Here is a 16,961-nt window from a genome sequence, read left to right as displayed (position 1 = left end):
CCGGACGCAGCGCTGACGGTGGCGGCGCGTCGCGAGCAGGCCGCCTACCGCGCCATCGGGCGCCACCCCGAATGGGACGCCACCACACGCGGGCGCATCCCGCCGGAGCTGGCCGACGTCTACGACCGCAACGTCGACGCCCGCCGGCAACTGACGGCGCTGACCCCGGTGCGAGAAACCGTGCCCGCGTGGCGCATCGAGCCGCCGGCACCGGCGGACGAACTGATGAACTACTACCACCAGGCGGAAGCTGAATCCGGCGTCGGCTGGAACTACCTGGCCGCGATCAACCTCGTCGAGACCCGCTTCGGCAGCATCGTCGGCGCCAGCACCGCCGGCGCGCAGGGACCCATGCAGTTCCTGCCGTCGACGTTCGCCGGCTACGGCCAGGGCGGCGACATCCACTCACCGCATGACAGCATCCTGGCGGCGGGTCGCTACCTGGCCGCCAACGGTTTCGCCACCGATCGCGATCACGCCATCTACGGGTACAACCACGCCAACCAATACGTGCGCGCGGTCGACGATTATGCGGCGCTGATCGCGGCCGATCCCGCGACGTTCGCCGCGTTCTACCGGTGGGACGTCTACTGCCTGACGACGGCGGGCGACGTGTTACTGCCCATCGGTTACGACGCATCGTCGCCGATCCCGGCCGCCGATTATGTGGCGGCCCATCCGCAGTAGACCGACGCGCTAGACGTACTTGCGGGCAATGTCTCGCAGGTGCGATCCCACATCCTGACCGGTGGCCCGCTCAAGTCGGATCCCCAGCTCGCCGGCGAGATTGACGAAGCCCATCAACAGCATCATGTCGCCGTCCGGCTCGTCGACCACGTTCTCGACCAGGCGGCTCCAAGTGAATTCGTGGCCGCTGTCGGACGACCAAGCCGTCATGACATCGATGGCTCGGCGAACGTTTTCTCTCACGTCCATCCCCGGAGCCTGCCACGCGCGCTCTCCCGCCGCAGTGCGGCGAAGGTCCGCAGACACGTCAGCGGGCGCGCCGGATTGCGGCAACGCCCGCTGACGGTTCAGATGATCAGCGCCGGGTCAGTACAGCGGCACCCAGACACCGAAGAACCAGTAACCCCAACCCCCGTACTGCCAGTTGAAGACGGGGACGACGGTAAAGGTGTTGTAGTTGAACGGCCCGAAGTCGCGTCGTCCCGCATCCCAGTCACGAGGCGGACCGGCCCACGGCCGGTTCCAGCCTCCCGGAGGCGGCGGTCCGTCCCAGCCCCCCGGAGGCGGCGGCCCCTCCCAGTGCGGCGGCGGGTGGCCCGGAGCCGGGCCGTCGTTCCAGCCGTAGCCATGCGGGCGCGGCGGCGGGGGCGCCCCGCGACCCACGATGCTGAATTGGATGTCCGGACCAGCGGGACCACCGATCTGTGCGTTGGCGGTGACCACATCGTGGCGCGGGATGTAGGCCGGGTGCGGAGGCTGCGTGGGTGGCGGGTTCAGCGCCTCGTACCGCTGCCTGTTGTTCGGCGGCGGGTTCTGGTTCGCCGGCGCGTTGTTCGGGCCGCCCTGTGTCGGCGGGTTCTGCCCGTGCTCGTTGGGCGGGTTGTTCTGCCCCGTCTGGGCCGGATACTGACCGTGCTGGTTGGGCTGCGGGGTGTTCTGTCCACCCTGCGGCGGGTTGTTCTGGCCACCCTGCGGCGGATTGTTCTGACCGCCCTGCGGCGGATTGTTCTGACCACCCTGCGGCGGGCTGTTCTGACCACCCTGCGGCGGATTGTTCTGACCGCCCTGCGGCGGGCTGTTCTGACCACCCTGCGGCGGGCTGTTCTGACCACCCTGCGGCGGGTTGTTGTGCCCACCTTGCGGCGGGTTGTTCGGCCCGCCCTGCGCTGGGGCGTTTCCGCCACCACCGCCGGGCTGGCCACCGGGCTGTCCGCCCGGCCCGCCGGGGTTGCCCCCGCCACCGCCACCACCGCCGCCACCGCCGTGGCAGTTCGGGCACGGCGGCGGGTCAAGCGGAGCGGAGTAGGCCGACCCGGCGTTCAGCGTCGCCGCGGAAATGCTCAGCCCGGCGGCTAACGCGGCGGCGCTGACGACACGTTTCATAGACATAACTGCGTCCCCTCTTGGGAGTTATCGCACCTGCACTACGGGCAGGTGAGGTCCAACTCGAATGGCTTGGTCACCTGCTGCGGTTGCTGCGGATTGCTCATGTCGGTACCGGTAGCGGTGCCCTTGATCGCCCAGTCCTTGCCCTTGACCGCGGCCCCGGCGCTGCCGGCCTGGTTTGGTGCGGCGTCGGAGAAGCCGAGTGCGACGCCGTTGACGGTGCCCAGCCCGACGGAGTGCACCAGCGGCGGGTTGCCGTTGCTGACCACGGCACCGAGCCCGTTGGTCGGGTCACCGATCCCGATCGTGATGTTGTCACCCGCGGCGGTGCAGGTGACCTGCCCGCTGATGTTCTGATTCTGACCGTCGACGGTCAGGACCGGACCCGCCGCTGCCGCCGCAGCGGACGACGAGCCCGACGAAGCCCCGGTATTGGATTTGTTGCTCGAACATCCGGCGCTGGCCGCGACCACCAGGGCCACGCCGGCTACGCCGACCACGATCCCACGCTTCACTACTGCTTCCCTTCGTGTCGCTGGTTCCGCTGCCTCACACGTTGGCCGCGTCAACACAGGTGGACTACCTGCACCCTTCGGGCCGACACGTTACGGCCGGTCCACCTGGTACCCGGTACCCCGGAATTGCAAACGCTACGTTACGTTCCGCCGGCCTGGTCGCGAGCCGTGCCGCCCGTCACGGAAGAACGCGCAGCCCCCACTTGCCCAGCAGCGGATTGATGAGCATGAAGTAGGTCGTGTAGTCATCACCGTCGGGCGACGACATCAACAGGCCGACCGCGCTGACGGTGCCGTCCGGGTTCATCACGAAGCCGGGACTGCCGCTGTCGCCGTCCAGGCTGAACACGCTGGCTTCGACGACGTCACCATTGATGCCTTTGACGGCGCCGCATGTCTCACCGGTCACCGCGCCGATCTTGCAGAACGGCATGCCGGCCTGAATCTGCTGTCGGCTCAACACATCTCGAACCTGATACCGGCCACCTACGTCGCCCACCGGCATGCCGACACTCGGCTCGAGACGGATGATCGCGGCGTCCCTCTTGTCGCCCTCATGCTCGCTGGCGGAGATCCTGCCGAGCGGGGCATCGTTGCCGTACGTCCACTCGCTGCCGTCGTGCGCGTCGCAGTGGCCGCTGGTCATCAGGTAGTAACTGCCGTCGGAACCCTGCGCCGCGAATCCTGCTGTGCACCTTCCGGATTCGTGATCGACCCCGATGCCCGGCGCCGGCGGTGGCGACGGCAGGGCCGGGGGCGGTGCCGCCACAGCGGTTTTCGCCGCCGTCGTGGCGGCCACCAGCACGGCGCCCAAGAGTCCCAAACCCCGCAACCACGGCATGGTCACGCCGCCCTCCTCCGCTCGTGCCGGGCAGATGGTAGCAGCGCCGCCCGCCTGAAATGAGATGGCGACCAATCTATTCCGCGCACGTGGTTCACCCGGCATCGACATGCCGGGCAAGGAACTCCAGCACAGCGTCGGCGAAGACGTCGTTGCGGTCACCGGCCACCATGTGGCCCGCACCGCGGACGTCGGCGAATTCGACCTGCGGGAAACGCGCGAGGAATTCGTCGGCGCGCTCCTGGCTGACCAGGTCGCTCATCTGGCCGCGGATCAGCAGGATCGGCACCCCGCCGCGCAGGATGGCCTCGACCGCGTTGTGCATCCGATCCGGGTCGGTCACCTCGGAAGGGGGGAAAGCCGCAGTGCCGCTGATGAACTGCGGATCCCAATGCCAGTACCAGCGATCGCCGCGGCGACGCAGGTTGGTGGTCAGGCCCTCCAGGTCGGTCGGTCGCGGCCGGTGCGGATTGTATTCGGCGATCGCGTCGGCGACTTCGTCGAGCGAGCGGAAGCCCGACTCGACCCGGTCGGCCATGAAGGCGTGTATCCGGTTCGCCCCGGACTGGTCCATGTTCGGCACGATGTCCACCAGCACGACCGCGCTGGCGATGCCCGGCGACAGCTCCCCGGCGAGCAGCATCGACGTGAAACCGCCCAGGGAGGCGCCGACCAGAACCGGTTGCGCAGGCAGCGTGCGCAGCACCTCTTGGACGTCGGCGGCGAAACTGACGACGCGATAGTCGCCGTCATCGGACCAATCCGATTCGCCGTGGCCGCGCAGGTCGACGGTGACGGCCTGCCACCCACGGGCAGCGACAGCGGCGGCCGCCTTACCCCACGACCGCCGGGTCTGCCCGCCGCCGTGCAGGAACACCACGGCGCGCGCGTGCGGATTCCCGAGGCGGTCAGCGACGATCTGCACCCCGCCGGGACCCTGGATCGTGAACGGTTCGGCTGCCGTGGGCATCAGGTGATACTAAGGCGCGCCCACCAAAAGCTCGCGTCGGCTTAACGTCAACGGCATCCGCACGAAGGAGAACGCATGCATCTCGACGAGTACATGTCGCACGATGCGACCGCCCTGGCCGAGCTGCTCGCGAGCAAGCAGGTCACCCCCGCCGAGCTTCTCGCGTTGGCGCGGCAACGAGCGGACGCGGTGAATCCGCGGCTCAACGCCATCGTCTGCCGCCTCGACGACGTCGCCGACCGGCAAGCCGCCGACCCCTCGCTGAGCGGGCCGTTCGCCGGCGTGCCGTTCCTGATCAAGGACCTCGGCCAGGAATACCGCGGCTTTGCCACCTCGTGCGGGTCCCGCTCGCTGGCCCATGACGTGGCCGACCGGCACGCCCTGGTCACCCAGCGGTTCCTCGACGCGGGGCTGGTGATCTTCGGCAAGACCAACACCCCGGAATTCGGGGCCAAGGGCGTGACCGAACCCGACTACTGGGGCCCGGCGCGCAACCCCTGGGACATCGGGCATACCCCCGGCGGCTCGTCGGGCGGATCCGGGGCGGCCGTGGCGGCGGGCATCGTGCCGGCGGCGGGCGCCAACGACGGCGGCGGGTCGATCCGCATTCCCGCCGCCTGCAATGGGCTGGTGGGCCTGAAACCCAGCCGGGGCCTGGCGCCCTACGGCCCGCAGACGGGTGAACTGATGTTGGGCATGGCGACCCAGGGCGTGGTGTCGCGCACGGTGCGCGACAGCGCGGCACTGCTCGACGCGATCGTCGGGCCCGATCCGGGCGCGGCATACCGAGTGGCGTTGCCCGACACACCCTTTAGCGAACACATCAAAAGTCGGCCGGAGACGCTGAAGATCGGCTACTCGGCGCGGTCGGCCATCAACGCGCGACCGCACCGCGAGGCGGTCGCCGCTCTCGAAAAGACCGTGGCGCTCCTAGACGAGTTGGGTCATCAGGTCGAGGAGGTCGCACCCCCCTACGACGACGCCGCGCTCGGGCGAGACTTCCTGACCATCTGGTTCGCCCAGCTGTATCAGCAGGTCGCCGACATCAAGACGCGAATCGGCGCCCGCGACAACGACTTTGAGGCCGACACTCTGGCCGTCGCCGAACTTGGACGGTCCGGCGGCGTGCTGCCCGTGATGTCCGCGCTGGAGAACAGGAACGATTACATCCAGTCCCTGACGGCGTTCCACGCCATCCACGACTTCTTTTTGACGCCCACCCTTGCCACCCCGCCGCTGGCCGTCGGCGCCACCACGACGTCACCCGTGCTGCAGCGGGTGGCCCGGCTAGTGAGCAAGGTGCGTGCCGGAAAACTAATGGGGCTCAGCGGAATTCTCGATGACCTCATCCAGGAGAGCCTGGGCTGGGTGCCCTACACGCAACTCGCCAACCTCACCGGCCGCCCGGCGATCAGCGTGCCCCTGCACTGGACCGACACCGGACTTCCGCTGGGTGTGCAGTTCGTCGGGACGATCGGGTCAGACGGCGATCTGCTGCGCCTGGCCGCGCAACTGGAAGAGGCGCGGCCCTGGGCCCACCGGCATCCGGCACCGAGTTAGCCGGCGGCTGCAGCGGTTACGCGGCGGGACCGCCGTCTTCGGGACGCCGCTGGCCCCGCCACAGGCCGGCGAAGCGCCGGGCGATGTCGCCGAGGCGACCGCCCGCGTGCTGCGAGGCCTTGATGCGGCCCAGGGCTTCTCGCCCCTCGTTCGCGTAGTCCTTGACGGATTCATCGCCTTCCTCAGCGCGCATGTCTGTCTCCAATCCTGTTGTTATTCCGGCGCCTGACGCTCGGGTGGTTCCGATGGCGTCAAGCGCTCGGGCGGTTCGCCCGGCGTCAGCCGTTCGGGCGTTTCCGTCGGCGTGAGCCGCTCCGGGGTCTCGCCGGGGGTCCCCGGCTGCGCGGGCTCCGAATTCTGCGGCCCCTCCGCCGAGAGCCTGAGGCGGGTGTCGATCATGCTCAGTCCTTTGCTCGGCTCATGGGCGCGTACCCGCGGTACCCGGGCACCCAAACGCCCGCGGCGATGCCGGATCGACGCGGCGGCGACCCAGCGGCGGGCCAAGTCCTTGTGCGCCTTGATTGGTGCGGTGCTGGGCGCCACCCTTGATCAGGTTGCCGTGCAGGCGCCCGCCGGATCAGCCGCATACACTCCAACCGTGGTCAATCCGGCGCAACCGAGGTCGGCGGTCACGAGGATCCCGCGGATCGTCGGCGTTGCCGTCGTCGCGCTGCTTGCCGTCCTGGCGGTGCCCATCAAGCAACGATGCGGGGCGCCGGGCTATTCGTGCGCGTCGACGCTGGATACCGACGGCAACGCCCACTACTACTACGAGGTGGAACCGGCGGGCGTCTACCTCGCCGAGATCGTCACCGGCGCGAACATCACGCTCTTCTACTCCTCAGGCGAGGACTTGGTCAAAGCCCGCTAGGAGGCGTTTGCTGGGCGGTCCGCTGCGAGAGCGGGCCGCGGGGCCGTTTCCGCCCGGTAACAACTTCGGCTCGATCCGGGCGGCGGCGTGGCCGGCTCGAGACCGTTCGGAGACCCCGCCGCCCGCAACCGGCAAAAACCTGCTGGTAGAGCGAGGATCGCGGACGCGGGTCGCGCCCGGCCGGCCCGACGGACACGCTCGGCCCGACCGTGTGACGGGTGCTCTCGATTGGGGGCTTCGTAGCAAGCTAACGCATACTTGTCATCATGCTTGATGCGACATCGCCGCAAAGCACCGTTGCGGTGCCTGGTGATGTGCTGGGCGTGGGCAGAGGTTTGTGATGGGCCGCTCGGGCGGCGCCCATCGCCGTGATCGAGCCGTCCGTCAACCCTCCCGTCTCCGTAAAGGGGTGACGCGCACCCTGGGCGCGCTGGTGTCCGTGGCGGCCGTGGGGCTGACCGGGGCGGGATACTACGTGGCGCACGGCGCGCTGGGCGGCATCACGGTTTCGAACGCCCTGCAGCCCGACGATCCGCGGTCCAGCGGTGACGACATGAACATCCTGCTGATCGGGCTCGATTCGCGTAAGGACCAGGACGGCAACGACCTGCCCTACTCGATCCTCAAGCATCTGCACGCCGGCGATTCCGACGACGGTGGCTACAACACCAACACCATGATCCTGGTGCACGTCAGCGCCGACAACAGGGTCGTCGCCTTCTCGATCCCGCGCGACGACTGGGTGCCCTTCGCCGGGGTGCCGGGATACAACCATATCAAGATCAAAGAAGCCTACGGGCTGACCAAGCAGTACGTCGCCCAAAAGCTGGCCAACCAGGGCAACAGCACCCAGAAGGAACTCGAGACCAAAGGCCGCGAAGCCGGCCGGGCGGCGACGCTGCGCGCGGTGCGAAACCTGACCGGTGTGCCCATCGACTACTTCGCCGAGGTCAATCTGGCCGGGTTCTTCGACCTGGCGCAGACCCTCGGCGGCGTCGACGTGTGCCTGAACCACCCCGTCTACGACGCGTATTCCGGGGCCGACTTCCCCGCCGGGCGGCAGCGGCTGGACGCCTCCGAGGCGCTGTCGTTCGTGCGGCAGCGTCACGGCCTGGAAAACGGGGACCTGGACCGCACCCACCGGCAGCAGGCGTTCATCTCGTCGGTCATGCAGGAGTTGCAGGCCGCGGGCACCTTCACCAACATCGACAAGCTCAAGAACCTGATGGCGGTGGCGCGCAAGGACGTGGTGCTCTCGGCGGGGTGGAGCGAAGACATGATCCAGCGCCTGGGTGGGCTGGCCGGTGGCAACGTCGAGTTCCGGACGCTGCCGGTGGTGCGTTACGACAACATCGACGGCCAGGACGTCAACATCGTCGACCCGGCGGCTATCAAAGCCGAGGTGGCGGCGGCGATCGGGGCCGACACGACGACGACCGCGCCGAGCACCACCGCCGTGAAGCCGGATGCGTCCACGATCGTCGACGTGGTCAACGCCGGCAGCATGAGCGGTCTGGCCACCGAGGTATCCCGCGCGCTGAAAAAGAAGGGCTACACCCCGGGTCAGGTCCGCGACCGCGAATCCGGCGACCCGACCTCCACGACGGTCGAGTACGGCGCCGGCGCGCAAACCGATGCGCTCAACCTGGCCAACCTGCTCGGCGTGGACGCGCCGAAGCAGCCCAGCCCCAGGGTGCAGCCCGGACACATCCGCCTGACCGTGGACACCAATTTCACGATGCCCACCCCCGACGAGACGCAGATGGACGACACCACGAGCACCAGCTCGAGCACCACGTCGACCAAGGCCAAGAGCTACTACTACAACGGCACGACCACGACCTACCCGACGCCCGATCAGGGCAAGCCGATCGATGGCGGCGGCGTGCCCTGCGTCAACTAGCCATCAGGCCGCGCGGTGATCGCAAGCGCGGCGAGCGGGTGCAGCGGGTCGCCGCCATCACGCCCCGCGGTGATCGCAAGCGCGGCGGAGCCGGGTGCGGCGGGTCACCGCCATCAGGCATGCGTGCCGCCGTCGATGCGGATCTCGGTGCCGGTGATGAACGCGCCGTCGTCGGACACCAGCATGGCGATCACCCCGGCGACGGCGGTGGGCTCGGCCATCCCGGTGCCGCTGGATTCGACGGAGGTGGGCAACACCGGCATCAGCCTCGAAAACAGCGACCAGTCAGCGTCTTTGGGGATATATCCGCCGGTGGCGTCGGTGATCCCGGACTTGATGCTGCCCGGCGCCACGCACACCGCGCGCAGGCCGTCGCGCGCATATTCCAGCGCCAACGAGTGGGTGAAGGCCTGGATGCCGCCCTTGCTCGCGGCGTAGGCGGCCATGTAGGGGTGGGCGAACGAGGCCGACGTGGAGCTGAAGTTGACGACCGCGCTGCGGGAGTTGGCCAGCAGGGACGGCAGCGCTTCGCGGACCACCAGGAAGGTCCCGGTCAGGTTCACGCCGACGATCCGATTCCACAGCTCGAGGCTGGTCTCGTGGGTGTGCGCGGCCCGCAGGATGCCCGCGGCGTTGACGAGCGAGTCGAGGCCACCCAGCTGCTCGACGGCCACGCGCACCCCGTCGATCACCGACTCCTCGCTGCCCACGTCCATCGGCAGGGTGGTCAGCCGGTCGGCGGTGCCGGCCTCGTGGGCCCGCGCCCGGGTGTTGTCCAGGCCGTCGGCGGCGACGTCGCAGGCCGCGACGGCGGCGCCTTCGTCCAGCAAGCGCAGCGCGGTGGCCTGACCGATGCCCGACGCGGCGCCGGTCACCAGGATCCTCTTGCCCGCAAGCCTTTTCATGCGATTCTCCCGGCTCAGACCACTCCGCGCAGCGCGTCCTGGCCGAACATCTGCACCATCATCGAGGAGTAGTCGGGGCCGCGGCGCAAGATGTGGCCGCCGTCGACGTTGATGCACTGGCCGGTGATCCAGGCGGCCGCGTCGCTGAGCAGGAACATCGCCAGGTTGGCGACGTCTTCGACCTCACCCACCCGGGGCAGCGGCGTGCACAGCGCGTAGTCCGCGCTGATCTCCGGCGACTGAATCACGCTTGCGTCAACAAGATCGGTGCGGATCAGGCCCGGGCGGATGCTGTTGACCCGCACCCACGACTCCCCGAGTTCGTCGGCGGCCAGCATCATCATGTGGTCGATGGCCGACTTGGTGACCCCGTAGGGCCCGAACCAGCGGTGGGTGTTGCTGGCGGCGATCGAGGAGATCCCGATGAACGACCCGCCACCGCCGCGCACCAATTCGCGCCCAACGTGCTTGAGCACGTACATGGTGCCGTTGACGTTCAGGTCCACCGTGTTCCGCCACGCCTCCGAGTCGGTGTGGGTGATCGGCCCGACGGTCAGCGAGCCACCGGCGCAGTGCACCGCCCCGTGCAGCCGGCCGTGCCACGCCGTGGCGGCGTCGACCGCGCGCGCCACCTCGTCCTCGTTGGTGACGTCGGTGGGCTCGTAGCGGATCGCGCCGCCGTTGGCGGCCAACGGCTCGATTTCCTCGACGGCGCCCGCCAGCCGGTCCGGGTTGCGGCCGACGATCATCACCGAGGCCCCGGCCGAGACGAGGCCTGCGGCCACGCCCTTGCCGATCCCGCTGCCGCCGCCGGTGATCAGATACGTCCGGTCTTGGAAAGATAGCTGCACGCGAGGCCCTCTCGAACTCCGAACAGGTTCTAGCTATAGAAGCATGTCCCGCCGGGGTGAATATCGCTACCCCCGGTCTCGTTACGGTTCGGCGGCGCGACGCTACGGCGTATCGCGGCGCGCCAGCTTCGTCGGCTTCGCGTCACGCCAATCCTCGACGTGCGGCGGTTGACCAACCGGCCACCGGTTCTCGTTGAACGCCGCCCAGTGGGCATGCCCCAACAGGTGCACGTGGAAAGCGTGCCGCAGCGCCTCGGTGTAACCCATCGCGTCGGAGGCGGCATTGACCGAATCCTTGATGAGCAACGACGCCATCGTGGGACGCTCGGCGATGCGTCGCGCGAAAGCCAGTGTCTTTTCCTCTAATTCGTCGACCGGGAAAACCTTCGAGACCATGCCCAGCCGGTGCGCCTCGTCCGCGTCGATCGAATCACCGGTCAGCAGCAGCTCTTTGGCCTTGCGCGGGCCGAACTCCCAAGGGTGGGCGTAGTATTCGACACCAGGCATACCCAGCCGGACCGCGACGACGTCGCTGAACTTCGCGTTGTCGGCCGCGACGATCAGATCGCACGCCCAGATCAGCATCAAACCGGCCGAGATCGCGTTGCCCTGAACCTGGGCGATGGTGATCTTTCGCAGATCCCGCCAGCGGCAAGTGTTTTCGAAGAAATAGTGCCACTCCTGGTGGTACAGCTTCTCCATGATCGGCTCGAGGGTGGCCCCGCGCGAGCGGAAGCTCGGGTGTTGGCCCGGCCCCGGCGCGCGCTCGGCCAGTGCCTGCTCGGAACCCAGGTCGTGGCCGGCGGAGAAGTTCCTGCCCCGGGCCGCCAGGATCACCACGCGGACCGTGTCGTCGGCCTCGGCGCGGCCGAACGCCTCGTCGAGCTGGACCAGCAGGCCGCGACTCTGCGCGTTGTGGGCATCGGGCCGGTTCAGCCAGATCCGGGCGATGCGGCCCTCATCGAGGGTTTCGTAGGCCACCAGCTCCGGGGCGTTGGCGTCGGCCGCCCCGGCGTCGGCTTGCTCGGAGACTGTCATTGAGCCCACCTCGTTCGTCATTGAATTGGCATTGATTGGCCTTGTTTACAGATTACGGCCAGTGTGTAACCGGGCCCGCGCTGGGGTGACGGGGTGGCGGGCCCCGCAGACCATGGTTCTCATCGGGCGCTCTCGGGCCGCCGCGCCAGCGGCAGCAGCCGGTGGTCGCGGGTGAACACCAGCCGCACGATGCCCATCCCGACGACCACCGTGGTGGCCGCGACCGAGCCCAGGATCAAGAACATCACGACGGCCTGCACCAGCACCGCCTGCAACGGCGGCACCCCGGCCAGGATGAGGCCGGTCATGGCGCCCGGCAGGAACACCAGGCCGGTGGCTTTGGTGGTTTCGATCTGCGGAGATATCGCCGAGCGCAAGGCGATTCGCAGGTACGGCGACGCGGCCTGCCCGCAGGGCTGGCCCAGCGCCAGGCGGGCCTCGACCTCGTCGCGTTTGTCGCGCAACTCGTCGACGAGCCGCCGAGCCACCAGCACCATGGCGGTCATCGAGTTGCCGATCATCATCCCGGCGACCGGCACCAGGGTGCGCCCCTGCAACGGGAACACCCGCAGGCCGAAGATCACCCCCAGCGTCACCACCGCCGCGCCGGCGAACGCGGCCACGGCCAGCGGCGCGAACCGCGGCACCTCCGGCGCCCTGCGGCGCGCGACATCCCCGGCGTACGCCACCATCCCGGCGACCCACGCCCACGACCACCACAGCGACCTGCCCGGCTCGAACAGCAGCGTGAGCGCACCGCCCACGAGCAGCAACTGCGCCAGGGCGCGCGCCGCGGCCCACAGCAGTTGCCGCTGTAGCCCCAACCGCCGCCACAGCGAGATCCCGGCCGCGAACGCCACCAGGATCAGCGACGTCGCCAGGCCCACCCAGCCGACTTGACCGTTCATCACGCCACCGAGCCGTCGCCCGGGCGGGAGGCGACCGGGCCCAGCCCCAGGCTGCGGCCGGACTCCAGGCGCAGGACCCGGTCGGCGGCCCTGGCCACCTGCGCCGAGTTGTGGGTGACCCACAGGGCCGGGGTGCCGTCGGCGGCCAACTCACGCACCGCGCGCTCGATGACCTCGGCCGCCTCCGTGTCGACGGCGGAGGTGGGTTCGTCCAGCAGCAGCACCTGCGGTCCGGCCATCAAGGTGCGGGCCAGGCACACGCGTTGCGCCTCCCCACCCGAAAGCCCGGCCACGTCGCGGTCCAGCCACGATTCGCCCAACGCGACCCGGGCCAGCGTCTCGCGGATCCGCGCATCGGACGCGTCCGGGTCGGCCGCGTGCAGGTTGTCGGCGACGGTGCCCGGAAACGGCGTCGGACGCTGGAAGCACATGCCCACCCGGCGTCGCAACCACAGCGGGTCTAGCCCGGCGATGTCCGAGCCGTAGAACGACGCCCGCCCGCTCGTCGGCAGCTCCAGCCGGTTGCACAACCGCAGCAGCGTCGATTTGCCCGAGCCCGACGGGCCGAATACGGCCGTCACACCGTGCGCCGGGATGGCGGCGGTCAGCCCGTCCAGGGCGCGCACGCCCTCGCGCTCGACGACGACATCGAGGAACTCGAACACCACGTCGTCATCGGCGTCCTGATCCACCACCCGCTTATCCTGCATCACCGCGGCCGGGAGTCCATCGCGTCTTCGCGAGCGGCGCGGCGAACACCTGGGAACCGGCCGTAAACGCCGTCAGAGCCCGTTAGCTGGTGAGACGGCCTGCGGCCGGTCAGCGGTGTCGCCTACAGTTAAGTCATGCCTACTAAATCTGATCCTGGCGAAATCGGCGACGTGGAACCTGTGGCCGACAGCACCGCCAGCCAGGCCAGGCGGGTCGTCGCGGCGTACGCCACCGACGCCGACGAGTGCCGGGTGTTCCTGTCCATGCTGGGTATTGGGCCTTCGAAACTCGACGCATAAATGTCTCCCGGGGGTGGGCGAAGCGCAACGGCGGCCAAGTACGGCAACTCCGACTTCGTCGTAGTCGCCAACCGGTTGCCCGTGGACCAGGAGCGGCTTCCCGACGGCACCACGGCGTGGAAGCGCAGCCCCGGAGGATTGGTCACCGCCCTCGAGCCGCTGCTGCGCCGCCGGCGTGGGGCGTGGGTCGGCTGGGCCGGGATCGTCGACGAGGACACCGACCACGATGACGAACCGATCGTCCAGGAAGACCTGGAGCTCCGGCCGGTCAGGCTGAGCGCGGCCGACGTCGCCGAATACTACGAAGGTTTCTCGAACGCCACGCTGTGGCCGCTGTATCACGACGTCATCGTCAAACCGATGTACCACCGCGAATGGTGGGACCGCTACGTCGACGTCAATCGCCGCTTCGCCGAAGCCACCTCCCGTGCCGCGGCAAAAGGCGCGACGGTCTGGGTGCAGGACTACCAGCTGCAGCTGGTGCCGAAGATGCTGCGCGAACTGCGGCCCGACCTGATCATCGGCTTCTTCTTGCACATCCCCTTCCCGCCGGTCGAGCTGTTCATGCAGATGCCGTGGCGGACCGAGATCGTCGAGGGCCTCCTCGGCGCCGACCTGGTCGGGTTCCATCTGGCCGGCGGCGCGCAGAACTTCCTGTTCTTGGCCCGGCGGCTGATCGGGGCCAACACGTCGCGCGGGGCGGTGGGGGTGCGGTCGCGCTACGGCGAGGTGGAACTGGACTCCCGCGTCGTTCGGGTGGGCGCCTTCCCCATCTCCATCGACTCCGCCGCGCTGGACCAGGCGGCCCGCCACCGCGACATCAAGCGCCGCGCCCGGGAGCTCCGGGCCGAGCTGGGCAACCCGCGCAAGGTGCTGCTGGGCGTCGACCGGCTCGACTACACCAAGGGCATCGACGTTCGCCTGAAAGCCTTTTCGGAGCTGCTCGCGGAGGGCCGCGCCAAGCGCGACGACACCGTGCTGGTCCAGCTGGCGACACCGAGCCGCGAACGGGTGGACAGCTACCAGCAGTTGCGCAACGACATCGAACGCCAGGTCGGCCACATCAACGGTGAGTACGGCGAAGTCGGGCACCCCGTGGTGCACTACCTGCACCGGCCGGTCCCGCGCGACGAACTCATCGCGTTCTTCGTGGCCGCCGACGTCATGCTGGTCACCCCGCTGCGCGACGGGATGAACCTGGTCGCCAAGGAGTATGTCGCCTGCCGCAGCGACCTCGGCGGCGCGCTCGTGCTCTCCGAATTCACCGGTGCCGCCGCCGAACTGCGCCAGGCCTATCTGGTCAATCCGCACGACCTCGAGGGCGTGAAGGATTCGATCGAGGCCGCGCTCAACCAATCCGACGAAGAGGGACGCCGCCGGATGCGGTCCCTGCGCCGCCAGGTGCTGGCTCATGACGTCGACCGGTGGGCGCGGTCGTTCCTCGATGCACTCGCCGAATCCCGGCCCGGCGACGCCGATTAGCGCGCATCCGCAAGACCCCATGGTGTTGTCGCCCGAACGCTGTGATACTCAGGTGCGAAGGTCGCAGGCGAAGGAGGGGCATCACATGAAGCTCCGTCACGGAATGGCCGCGGGTGCCGGTATCTTCACGGCGGTCGCGGTGGGAATCGCGCTGCAATCCGGTGAACCGGCCAAAGCGCTCGGACCACCGGCGGACGGCAACTATTCGTTCAACGAGGCTGGCGTGTCCGGGGTTACGTGGACCGTCACGGCGATATGCGATCAGCCGTCCGGCACCCGCAACATGAACGACTACTCCGATCCGATCGTGTTCGCGATGCAGTGCGCGCTCAACGTCGTGAGTTTCACCGATGAGAAGATCAGCGCGGCGGACAAGCTGCAGAACTTCAGCGGCCGCGCCCGAATGTCGGGCATGCTGTGGACTTTCCAAGTCACCAAGGACAACGGCGTGTCCTGCCCCGGCGGCGGCACCGCGCCGTCCACCGAAACCTTCGCGTTCAGCGACGAAACGATGAGCGGCACCCACACCACCATGCACGGACCCGTGTGCGGCATGGAGCCGGAGATGAAGAAGCAACCGTTCTCGCTGTCGCTGATCGGGCCGCCGCCCAGCCCGGTGCAGCGTTACCCGTTGTACTGCAACGGCATTGCGATGTGCTACTGACGTTTGGCCGCGGCTAGATCGGCGTGATGTAGGCGATCAGCCACTGCTTGCCGACCTTTTTGAAGTCCACCCGCAGCCGGCTGCCGTCATACAGCGGCTGGCGTGACTTGTCGGTCACGGTGCGATTCATGAAGACCATCACCGATGCCGATTCCCGTTTGGCCGACATCACCCCCACGCCAACGACATTGGCCTGCACCACGACTTCGCGCTTCTTGGCCTCCGGGATGATCTGGTTGTTGGCGCTCTTCTGGAATTCCGCGCGATAGTCCGGGGTCAGCAGCGGATACGCCGCCGACAGGCTCCGTTCGACCGTCTGGTAGTCGTAGGCGAAGACCTCCGGAATCTCCTTGGCCGCCAGGCCGGGCAACACCGCCCGCGCCGCCTGCTCGCCGCGCGTCTGCACCCTGTCCCAGTACATCCAGCCGGCCACCGCGGACAACCCGACGAACGCCGCGGCCAGAAGGTAACCCGCGACGACCAGCAGCCAACGCCGCCATCGCATCAATTGCCTCCGTCGGGATACTTCAGGTCGTAGCCGCTCATCTTGCCGGCGTCGTCTTCGTGGACGATGACACGCAGGCGGTAGGGCATGGACGGCTTGTTGACGCCGTCGATGTCGGCGACCGTGACGCGCACCGACACCAGCACCGACGCGTTATTGGTAACGGCGTCAACGCCTTCCAGTGCTGCCCCATTGACGACGGCTTCCGACGTCGCATTGGTGGAGCGGAAGAGCGCCTTGAGGTTTTCGGCGTTGTTGTTGGCACCGAGCATGCCCCGCAGCGGGCCGCTGGTGCCGTTGATGAACCGGTTCACGCTTTCGTCGATGTTGTCCTGCTTGTAGCTGAACATGTTGACCACCGTCTGCGTGGCGGTGTCGACGAAACGCTGATCGCGCGCCTGCGCCGTGGTGGCGTGGCGCTGCGAAACGAGCAGCGCCGCCACACAACCGGCCAGCACACCGACCGCCAGCAGTGCGGCCGCGAACGAGATCCACGCCACCAGGGCACGGTGCGGTTGCCGGCGCGGCGGCGGCTTGATGGACTTGAGGGCCTTGACGGGTTTGGGCGTCGGCTTCGCCGCGGGCGCAACGTCGGTGTGGACCGGAACGTCCTGGGCCGAATCACCCTTGGCCGGACCCGCCGCGCGGGAGGCCCGACGGCGCACCCGTGGTTTGTTCGTTTGTTCGTCTGCCACGGCAGTGTCCATTACATCGGCCTTGGATCAAGCATGAGGTCCACCCAGTTCTCGGCGCCGGAGGTACCGGTGGCGCCGGCCGCGAAGATACCAGTGCCACCGGCCGGATCGACAAACGCGCCGGTCTTCTCGTCGTAGGTCGCATATGCCGGCGGCCCGCTGGCCTGGGG

General features: G+C 68.5%; 21 protein-coding genes and 1 pseudogene. 7 read left to right on the top strand and 15 right to left on the bottom strand.

Annotated elements, in window-relative coordinates; genetic code table 11:
• Positions 1 to 687: lytic transglycosylase domain-containing protein (locus DQP58_RS21690; protein WP_240630044.1), on the top strand; the 687-nt coding region annotated here is incomplete at its 5' end.
• 9 nt (positions 688 to 696) lie between these two features.
• Here the strand turns inward: DQP58_RS21690 and DQP58_RS21685 are convergent.
• The 5 genes from DQP58_RS21685 to DQP58_RS21665 all read right to left on the bottom strand — a co-directional run bounded on the left by DQP58_RS21685 (position 697) and on the right by DQP58_RS21665 (position 4,399).
• Positions 697 to 936 carry a hypothetical protein gene (locus DQP58_RS21685; protein ID WP_066864012.1) on the bottom strand — a complete coding sequence of 80 codons (240 nt, stop codon included), beginning with the start codon at positions 934 to 936 and terminating at the stop codon, positions 697 to 699.
• Positions 937 to 1,053: 117 nt separating this feature from the next.
• Positions 1,054 to 2,070 carry an MAP_0585 family protein gene (locus DQP58_RS21680; RefSeq protein WP_112710244.1) on the bottom strand — a complete coding sequence of 339 codons (1,017 nt, stop codon included), beginning with the start codon at positions 2,068 to 2,070 and terminating at the stop codon, positions 1,054 to 1,056.
• Between the two features lie 41 nt (positions 2,071 to 2,111).
• The gene (locus tag DQP58_RS21675; RefSeq protein ID WP_112710243.1) at positions 2,112 to 2,588 is read right to left on the bottom strand and encodes a lipoprotein LpqH; all 477 of its coding nucleotides are present in this window, start codon (positions 2,586 to 2,588) and stop codon (positions 2,112 to 2,114) included.
• A gap of 178 nt (positions 2,589 to 2,766) precedes the next feature.
• Positions 2,767 to 3,435, bottom strand: a complete 669-nt coding sequence (locus DQP58_RS21670) for a S1 family peptidase (protein WP_112710249.1) — start codon at positions 3,433 to 3,435, stop codon at positions 2,767 to 2,769.
• Between the two features lie 88 nt (positions 3,436 to 3,523).
• Positions 3,524 to 4,399, bottom strand: coding sequence for an alpha/beta fold hydrolase (locus tag DQP58_RS21665; RefSeq protein ID WP_205869505.1), 876 nt, complete (start codon positions 4,397 to 4,399; stop codon positions 3,524 to 3,526).
• 75 nt (positions 4,400 to 4,474) lie between these two features.
• Between DQP58_RS21665 and DQP58_RS21660 the strand changes: the two genes are divergently transcribed.
• Positions 4,475 to 5,959 carry an amidase gene (locus DQP58_RS21660; RefSeq protein WP_112710242.1) on the top strand — a complete coding sequence of 495 codons (1,485 nt, stop codon included), beginning with the start codon at positions 4,475 to 4,477 and terminating at the stop codon, positions 5,957 to 5,959.
• 16 nt (positions 5,960 to 5,975) lie between these two features.
• Here DQP58_RS21660 and DQP58_RS26880 read toward each other — a convergent pair whose 3' ends face one another.
• Positions 5,976 to 6,152 carry a hypothetical protein gene (locus DQP58_RS26880; RefSeq protein WP_165827927.1) on the bottom strand — a complete coding sequence of 59 codons (177 nt, stop codon included), beginning with the start codon at positions 6,150 to 6,152 and terminating at the stop codon, positions 5,976 to 5,978.
• A 20-nt stretch (positions 6,153 to 6,172) separates the two neighbouring features.
• Complete coding sequence (locus DQP58_RS21655; protein WP_112710247.1) at positions 6,173 to 6,358, bottom strand: hypothetical protein; 186 nt, start codon at positions 6,356 to 6,358, stop codon at positions 6,173 to 6,175.
• A gap of 199 nt (positions 6,359 to 6,557) precedes the next feature.
• On the opposite strand from DQP58_RS21655, the gene DQP58_RS21650 reads away from it, so the two are divergent.
• Complete coding sequence (locus tag DQP58_RS21650; protein ID WP_112710246.1) at positions 6,558 to 6,830, top strand: hypothetical protein; 273 nt, start codon at positions 6,558 to 6,560, stop codon at positions 6,828 to 6,830.
• A gap of 340 nt (positions 6,831 to 7,170) precedes the next feature.
• Complete coding sequence (locus DQP58_RS21645) at positions 7,171 to 8,733, top strand: LCP family protein (protein ID WP_112710241.1); 1,563 nt, start codon at positions 7,171 to 7,173, stop codon at positions 8,731 to 8,733.
• Between the two features lie 113 nt (positions 8,734 to 8,846).
• On the opposite strand, the gene DQP58_RS21640 is transcribed toward DQP58_RS21645, so the two are convergent.
• The 5 genes from DQP58_RS21640 to DQP58_RS21620 all read right to left on the bottom strand — a co-directional run bounded on the left by DQP58_RS21640 (position 8,847) and on the right by DQP58_RS21620 (position 13,145).
• On the bottom strand, positions 8,847 to 9,638 hold the full coding sequence (locus DQP58_RS21640; protein WP_112710240.1) for an SDR family NAD(P)-dependent oxidoreductase: 792 nt from the start codon (positions 9,636 to 9,638) through the stop codon (positions 8,847 to 8,849).
• Positions 9,639 to 9,652: 14 nt separating this feature from the next.
• Complete coding sequence (locus DQP58_RS21635; RefSeq protein WP_067125984.1) at positions 9,653 to 10,489, bottom strand: SDR family oxidoreductase; 837 nt, start codon at positions 10,487 to 10,489, stop codon at positions 9,653 to 9,655.
• Positions 10,490 to 10,591: 102 nt separating this feature from the next.
• Positions 10,592 to 11,527: an enoyl-CoA hydratase gene (locus DQP58_RS21630; protein ID WP_112710245.1), complete on the bottom strand. Its 936-nt coding sequence runs from the start codon at positions 11,525 to 11,527 to the stop codon at positions 10,592 to 10,594.
• 119 nt (positions 11,528 to 11,646) lie between these two features.
• On the bottom strand, positions 11,647 to 12,435 hold the full coding sequence (locus DQP58_RS21625) for an ABC transporter permease (RefSeq protein ID WP_112710239.1): 789 nt from the start codon (positions 12,433 to 12,435) through the stop codon (positions 11,647 to 11,649).
• On the bottom strand, positions 12,435 to 13,145 hold the full coding sequence (locus DQP58_RS21620; RefSeq protein ID WP_112710238.1) for an ABC transporter ATP-binding protein: 711 nt from the start codon (positions 13,143 to 13,145) through the stop codon (positions 12,435 to 12,437). The genes DQP58_RS21625 and DQP58_RS21620 overlap by 1 nt, the downstream gene beginning before the upstream one ends.
• Positions 13,146 to 13,280: 135 nt before the next feature.
• On the opposite strand from DQP58_RS21620, the gene DQP58_RS21615 reads away from it, so the two are divergent.
• The 3 genes from DQP58_RS21615 to DQP58_RS21605 all read left to right on the top strand — a co-directional run bounded on the left by DQP58_RS21615 (position 13,281) and on the right by DQP58_RS21605 (position 15,591).
• Positions 13,281 to 13,445: a hypothetical protein gene (locus tag DQP58_RS21615; protein WP_112632220.1), complete on the top strand. Its 165-nt coding sequence runs from the start codon at positions 13,281 to 13,283 to the stop codon at positions 13,443 to 13,445.
• Positions 13,446 to 14,927, top strand: coding sequence for an alpha,alpha-trehalose-phosphate synthase (UDP-forming) (locus DQP58_RS21610; RefSeq protein WP_112710237.1), 1,482 nt, complete (start codon positions 13,446 to 13,448; stop codon positions 14,925 to 14,927). It begins immediately after the preceding gene.
• An 85-nt stretch (positions 14,928 to 15,012) separates the two neighbouring features.
• On the top strand, positions 15,013 to 15,591 hold the full coding sequence (locus DQP58_RS21605) for a hypothetical protein (protein WP_112710236.1): 579 nt from the start codon (positions 15,013 to 15,015) through the stop codon (positions 15,589 to 15,591).
• Between the two features lie 13 nt (positions 15,592 to 15,604).
• Here the strand turns inward: DQP58_RS21605 and DQP58_RS21600 are convergent, their stop codons facing one another.
• The 3 genes and pseudogenes from DQP58_RS21600 to DQP58_RS27275 form a co-directional block, all read right to left on the bottom strand.
• A complete protein-coding gene (locus DQP58_RS21600; RefSeq protein ID WP_066881022.1) occupies positions 15,605 to 16,096 on the bottom strand; it encodes a mammalian cell entry protein in 492 nt (163 codons plus the stop codon).
• Positions 16,096 to 16,803, bottom strand: coding sequence for a mammalian cell entry protein (locus tag DQP58_RS21595; RefSeq protein WP_112710235.1), 708 nt, complete (start codon positions 16,801 to 16,803; stop codon positions 16,096 to 16,098). The genes DQP58_RS21600 and DQP58_RS21595 overlap by 1 nt, the downstream gene beginning before the upstream one ends.
• Positions 16,803 to 16,961: pseudogene (locus DQP58_RS27275) on the bottom strand (mammalian cell entry protein); the annotation flags it as partial. The gene DQP58_RS21595 and the pseudogene DQP58_RS27275, both read right to left, overlap by 1 nt.

The sequence above is a fragment of the Mycobacterium colombiense genome (assembly GCF_003284975.1).
Lineage (GTDB): Bacteria > Actinomycetota > Actinomycetes > Mycobacteriales > Mycobacteriaceae > Mycobacterium > Mycobacterium europaeum_A.
The sequence above is the reverse complement of the archived record's forward strand: the minus strand, read 5'-3'. Positions and strand labels throughout refer to the sequence as shown.